6 protein-coding genes and 1 pseudogene are annotated in these 5,617 nt (G+C 24.0%); 2 read left to right on the top strand and 5 right to left on the bottom strand.

All coding sequences use genetic code 11. The annotated features are described in order from the left end of the window. Positions 1 to 499: pseudogene (locus tag D9V73_RS02935) on the bottom strand (signal recognition particle receptor subunit alpha); the annotation flags it as partial. 555 nt (positions 500 to 1,054) lie between these two features. Beyond that, positions 1,055 to 2,194, bottom strand: coding sequence for a chorismate mutase (locus D9V73_RS01815; RefSeq protein ID WP_158336581.1), 1,140 nt, complete (start codon positions 2,192 to 2,194; stop codon positions 1,055 to 1,057). 512 nt (positions 2,195 to 2,706) lie between these two features. Here D9V73_RS01815 and rplM point away from each other — a divergent pair. Both rplM and rpsI read left to right on the top strand, forming a co-directional pair. Further along, entirely contained in the window at positions 2,707 to 3,135 is a 429-nt protein-coding gene (rplM, locus tag D9V73_RS01810; RefSeq protein ID WP_158336580.1) for a 50S ribosomal protein L13, read from the top strand. Positions 3,136 to 3,148: 13 nt separating this feature from the next. Further along, positions 3,149 to 3,544 carry a 30S ribosomal protein S9 gene (gene rpsI / locus D9V73_RS01805; RefSeq protein ID WP_158336579.1) on the top strand — a complete coding sequence of 132 codons (396 nt, stop codon included), beginning with the start codon at positions 3,149 to 3,151 and terminating at the stop codon, positions 3,542 to 3,544. 167 nt (positions 3,545 to 3,711) lie between these two features. On the opposite strand, the gene cgtA is transcribed toward rpsI, so the two are convergent. From cgtA to rplU, 3 genes are all read right to left on the bottom strand, one after another. Continuing rightward, the gene (gene cgtA, locus D9V73_RS01800) at positions 3,712 to 4,776 is read right to left on the bottom strand and encodes an Obg family GTPase CgtA (protein WP_158336578.1); all 1,065 of its coding nucleotides are present in this window, start codon (positions 4,774 to 4,776) and stop codon (positions 3,712 to 3,714) included. Positions 4,777 to 4,953: 177 nt separating this feature from the next. Continuing rightward, entirely contained in the window at positions 4,954 to 5,211 is a 258-nt protein-coding gene (gene rpmA, locus D9V73_RS01795) for a 50S ribosomal protein L27 (protein WP_158336577.1), read from the bottom strand. Next, the gene (rplU, locus tag D9V73_RS01790) at positions 5,211 to 5,537 is read right to left on the bottom strand and encodes a 50S ribosomal protein L21 (RefSeq protein ID WP_158336576.1); all 327 of its coding nucleotides are present in this window, start codon (positions 5,535 to 5,537) and stop codon (positions 5,211 to 5,213) included. Before rplU ends, rpmA begins: the two co-directional genes overlap by 1 nt. Positions 5,538 to 5,617 lie beyond the last annotated feature (80 nt).

Here is a 5,617-nt window from a genome sequence, read left to right as displayed (position 1 = left end):
TTTGATTAATATTAGAAGGATAAAAATCAACTTTGGCTTGTTGTGATAGTATTTCTAATTGTTTTATTGCTGCAGATCTATAAATGTCTGTAGATACTACTAGAACTTTTTTATTTTTTATTTTTTTTATCAATCTTCCTAATTTTGCTAAACTCGTTGTTTTTCCTTGTCCTTGCAATCCAATTATCATTATCACTGCTGGTGGTTGAGTGGATAGATTTAGAGGATCGTTATTTTTTCCTAATATTTCTGTTAGTTCTTTTTGAACGATTTTTATTAGTTCTTGTCCTGGGGTAAAATGACTATTAACATTACTTCCAATAGCTTTTTTAGATACGGATTCTATAAATTCTTTTACTACTGATAACACGACATCTGCTTCTAACAACGTTCGTTTTACTTCTTGTAATGTGTCTTTTATGTTTTTTTCAGTTAATGTCCCTTTATTAGATAATTTGTTAAATATTTTTGAAAGTTTTTTAGTTAAATTATTAAACATATTTTTACTCTATAATTAATGTAGAAATTTTGTATCGGATTATTGTAGTGCATGTAATATATTTTAACATTTCAATATAAGTTAAAATTTTGTTTATATTATTTAAAATAAAATATACTTTTGCATATTAATGATAATTATAAAATTATATAACGCTCTTATATATTGTATAAAATAAATATAAAGTTCTAAAATAATTTTAATGCAAGAAGGTAACTTTTTGTTACATGTTAGATTTTTTGAACATTTTAATATGTATTGTGGTATAAATAATACAGATCTTGTTGGTATTATGCTAAGTACATTTAATAGATGTTACATAGATGTTTAATATTATTAATATTTTGAGTATTAAATAAGATTATAAAATGTCAACATTGTAATTGTTTTTCAGTAATGATTTATTTTATTCTAACATTTTAATTTTAATACAACGAATTTTATTTAAAAGAAATTTTTTTATGTTATCTTAAATATCATATACGCTCTATTTTCTTTTTTTAGATAAAATAGAGCTATATTAGATTTTTTAAAATTAATGATTAATAATTTAGCTTATGAAAAATATTTGTCCATTGGATAGCATCCAAGTATCTTAACTGAAGTAATATTTTTTAGTTTATTTATCGTTTGTTGCATTGAGTTAGCATTGATGTGATTTTCAATGTCTATAAATATTATTTTTCGTAAAGATATTGTAGAAATCACATGAGATTTTAGTTGTCTTATTGTTAAATTATGTTCTTTTAATATTTTTATTATATCTTTAATTAAGTTGTTATTATTAATTAGTATCATAATTGTTGTTATAGATGAAATATTAGTGGAGATATTAATGTGTGTTCTTCCTAATATTATAAATCGAGTCACATTTTTTTCTAAATTGCAAATATTTCTAGATATGACTTCTAATTGGTATATTTTTTTGTATTTTTCATGTCCTAATGCAGCAGATTTAAAGTGTGTATTACCAGATATTTTTTTTATTGCATCTGTTGTACTATTAGTATATTTTATTTTCCAGTTAGGAAAATGTTTAATGAATTTACTACATTGTATAAAAGGTTGTTTATGACTATAGATTGTTTTAATATTTATTAACTGAGTTTTTTTTTTAGATAGTAAACAATGATTTATAGGAACATTTATTTCACCAATAATTAATAATTTAGTATTTGTTAGTAAAGTATATGTTTCTTTAATTGATCCTGAAGAATTGTTTTCAATTGGTAACACTGCATAATCGGATTGATTATTTTCAACATTATTAACGATTTCTTGAAAAGTATTACAACAATTTTTAGAAAAAAATTGAAAATATTTATTAGCGTATTGTTTAGTGGCTTCATAAGAATATGATCCAGTATCGCCAAGAAAAGAAAAATTGTATATTTTTCTATTTTTATAACAATTGTTTTTTATCCAATTATTTTGGGTTATAACAGAATCTTTAATTATAATTTTAAATAAATTAGAAATGTATTCATGATCGAGGTCATATTTTTTTCCAAATAAAATTAAATCATTTAATAGAAGTTGTTCTCTTTCTATGTCTCTTATTGGGTAGTGTTGCTCAGCTTTGGTTTTTGCTATTTTCGTAGCTATTTTTTTTCTTTTAGAAAGTATAGTAATTAAATTTTTATCTAAACTATTAATAATATTGCGTAATGTTAGTAAATTACTGGTGGACTCCATATTTAATGCCTTTCAAACTAATTTAAATACATGATTTTAGAAAAACTGTTTTTATACTACGTTATTTTAATTTAATTTATATTAAAATTTATTTTAAAATAAAATTTTTGATTAAAAACAGCAATATTTTAAATAAAAATTTAATAAAGTTTGTTAATTTAGTTTTTTGATATTATAACAATAAGTTATATTTATGAATTTAAAAAAATAAAATTTATTATATTTAATTTTTTTAGGGTATTCAATTTTTATATAGCTCATGACGTACTTCTATATTTAAAACGTAATAGAAATTATAAATATTTTATGAAAGTATCGTAATGTGTTTCATTAAAGTTTTTGATAATTTTGATGTATGTCAGTAAAAATAATTGATGTTAAATTAATGTTTTAATTACAAAATATTTCACTAATGTTATAACATTATTAACTTTTAATGTTTAAAATAGTATTAACATCGAAATTATTATAATCATTTCAAATTAAATTTAATATTTTATAGGTAATTTATTATGAAAAGTTTTTTTGCTAAAACGGAGCATGTAAAAAGGTCATGGTATTGTATTGATGCTACAAATAAAATACTGGGTCGATTAGCTTCTTTTCTTGCTGTTCGATTGCGAGGAAAACATAAAGTGGAATATACTCCTCACGTTGACATGGGTGATTATTTAATTGTTATTAATGCTAGTAAAATATTGGTAACAGGTAAGAAATATACCGACAAAATTTATTATCATCATACTGGGTATGCAGGAGGTATTAAAAAAATTATATTTAAAGATATGATTTATCGTTATCCAACTAGGATTATTGAAATCGCAGTAAGAGGTATGTTACCTAAGGGTTCGCTAGGTCGAAAAATGTTAAAAAAACTTAAAATATATCCTGATGATAATCATGTTCATTTAGCACAAGACCCAATTGTATTAACTGTTTAATGAGAAAGACAAAATGATAAATAATATATATAATTATGGTACTGGTCGTAGAAAGAGTTCTTCTGCTAGAGTATTTCTTAAGTCTGGAAGTGGGATTATTACGATTAATAATCGTTCGTTGGAGAATTATTTTGGATGCAAAACCACTTTAATGATCATAAGACAACCTTTAAAATTAGTTAATATGTTAAATAAGTGTGATTTATATATTACTGTAAAAGGTGGTGGAATTTCAGGTCAAGCTGGTGCAATTCGTCATGGCATTACTCGCGCATTAGTAGAGTATGATATGTCTTTTCGAGACGAATTAAGAAAATCTGGTTTTATTACTCGTGATTCTCGAAAAGTAGAAAGGAAAAAAGTAGGTTTTAGAAAAGCGAGAAAGCGTCCTCAATTTTCTAAACGCTAATTTTTTTAATTAAATTATTTTTAAAAGTTTATGTTAATGCCCGGAGTAAACCGGGTAAACTATTTTATATTGTATAATACTATTAAAAAGTAACCTTGTTTATTTTATGATAATAGCATACATTTTAGAAATATGCATATTATTCAATATTAACAAATATATAAATTTCATTTTATTTTAGATTTAACTTTATAAGTTGTCGACGTTATATTTGTTAAATTAGTGTTATTATTTTCTATAAATTTAAAAATATCTTGACACATTGTTTTGATACCTATTTTTTTTATTGATGAAATATAATAATATCGGTTTACATTTTTTAAATGTTCTTTAATATATTCAGAAATATTATTTATTTCGTGTTTATTTATCAGATCAATTTTATTGAATACGATCCAAATTGGTTTTTTGCATAATTTTTTGTCATATTTTTTTAGTTCTGTTAAAATAATTTTTATGTTATTTAATATGTTAAATTTATTTTTTATAGAGATGTCAATTATATGTAGCAATAATTTGCATCTTGTCAAGTGTTTTAAAAATTTAATTCCTAGTCCTCGCCCTTGAGAGGCTTCTGGAATTAATCCAGGGATATCAGCAATTACGAAATTTTTGTTTTCTTTAATTTTTACAGTGCCTAATATCGGTGATATTGTTGTAAAAGGATAATCTGCTATTTTGGTTTTTGCTGCAGATATACTACTAACTAAAGTGGATTTCCCAACATTTGGAAGTCCTAGTGTTCCTACATCAGCTAATAACATTAATTCTAATTTAATTTTTCTTTGTTCTCCTTGTGTACCTGTAGTATATTTTTGAGGTGTTCTATTAGTTGAAGATTTGAATCTTGTGTTTCCTAGACCATGCCATCCTCCTCTAGCAATTAAAATTAATTGTTTGTCTTTTACAATGTCTTTTATTATTTCATTAGTATTATGATCGATGACTCTTGTTCCTATAGGTACTTTTATAACGATATCAATTCCTTTTTTCCCTGATTTTTTTTTATTTTTTCCGTTTTCTCCGTTTTTTGCTTTAAAAACATTTTTAAATTTAAAGTCAATTAAAGTATTTAGATTTCTATTAGATTGTAACCAAATACTACCACCATCCCCGCCGTCACCTCCATCTGGCCCTCCTTTTGGAATGTATTTTTCTCTTCTAAAGCTTGTACACCCACTTCCTCCATTTCCAGCAATGATATTAATTATTACTTGATCCAGAAATTTCATTTTTCTATCCTTATAATAATTATTAATTAAAGTATGTATTTTACAAAAATTATATTGTTTTCGATATTGTCATTCGTATTCTAAAATTTTTAATAATTTTTATTTTACACAAATAAAAAGTATCCTTGTACATGGATACTTTTTATTTGTGTAAAACTTTTTAATAAAACGTATATATTATTGTTTAACAACGCTTATGTATTTTTTACGTTTTAATCCCTTAATTTCAAATTTAACTTTTCCTTTAATTATAGCAAATAATGTATGGTCTTTCCCACATCCTACGTTTTTCCCTGCATGGAACTTAGTTCCTCTTTGACGGACTATAATACTTCCAGGAGATATTAGTTCTCCTCCAAAACGCTTTATACCTAATCTTTTAGAATGCGAATCTCGTCCATTTCTAGTAGATCCTCCTGCTTTTTTATGAGCCATTAACTTACTCCTTGATATGTATGAATTTCTGTGATTAAAACTTTAGTAAATGATTGACGATGGCCTTGGTGTTTTTTATAATGTTTTCTGCGATTAAATTTAATTATATTGATTTTTTTATTGCGTCCGTGGCATACAATGTCTGCTAGTATATAACTATCAAGTAATATTGGTTGTCCTATTTTTACTTCTTTATTATCTGAGATCATTAAGACTGTTTCAAATTTTAACTGTGTTTGAACAGAATTATTTAACTTTTCTAATTTAATAATTTGACCTTTTTTAACTTTATATTGTTTCCCGCCATTCATAAAAATTGCATACATAAGTTTATTCCACATGGATTGTGTTGTGATATTTTTAAATTTAAACTTTATAGTTTAATTGTTTCGTTATATAATTTTTT

Source organism: Buchnera aphidicola (Melaphis rhois), assembly GCF_005080745.1.
GTDB classification, from domain to species: domain Bacteria; phylum Pseudomonadota; class Gammaproteobacteria; order Enterobacterales; family Enterobacteriaceae; genus Buchnera_B; species Buchnera_B aphidicola_AT.
The sequence above is the reverse complement of the archived record's forward strand: the minus strand, read 5'-3'. Positions and strand labels throughout refer to the sequence as shown.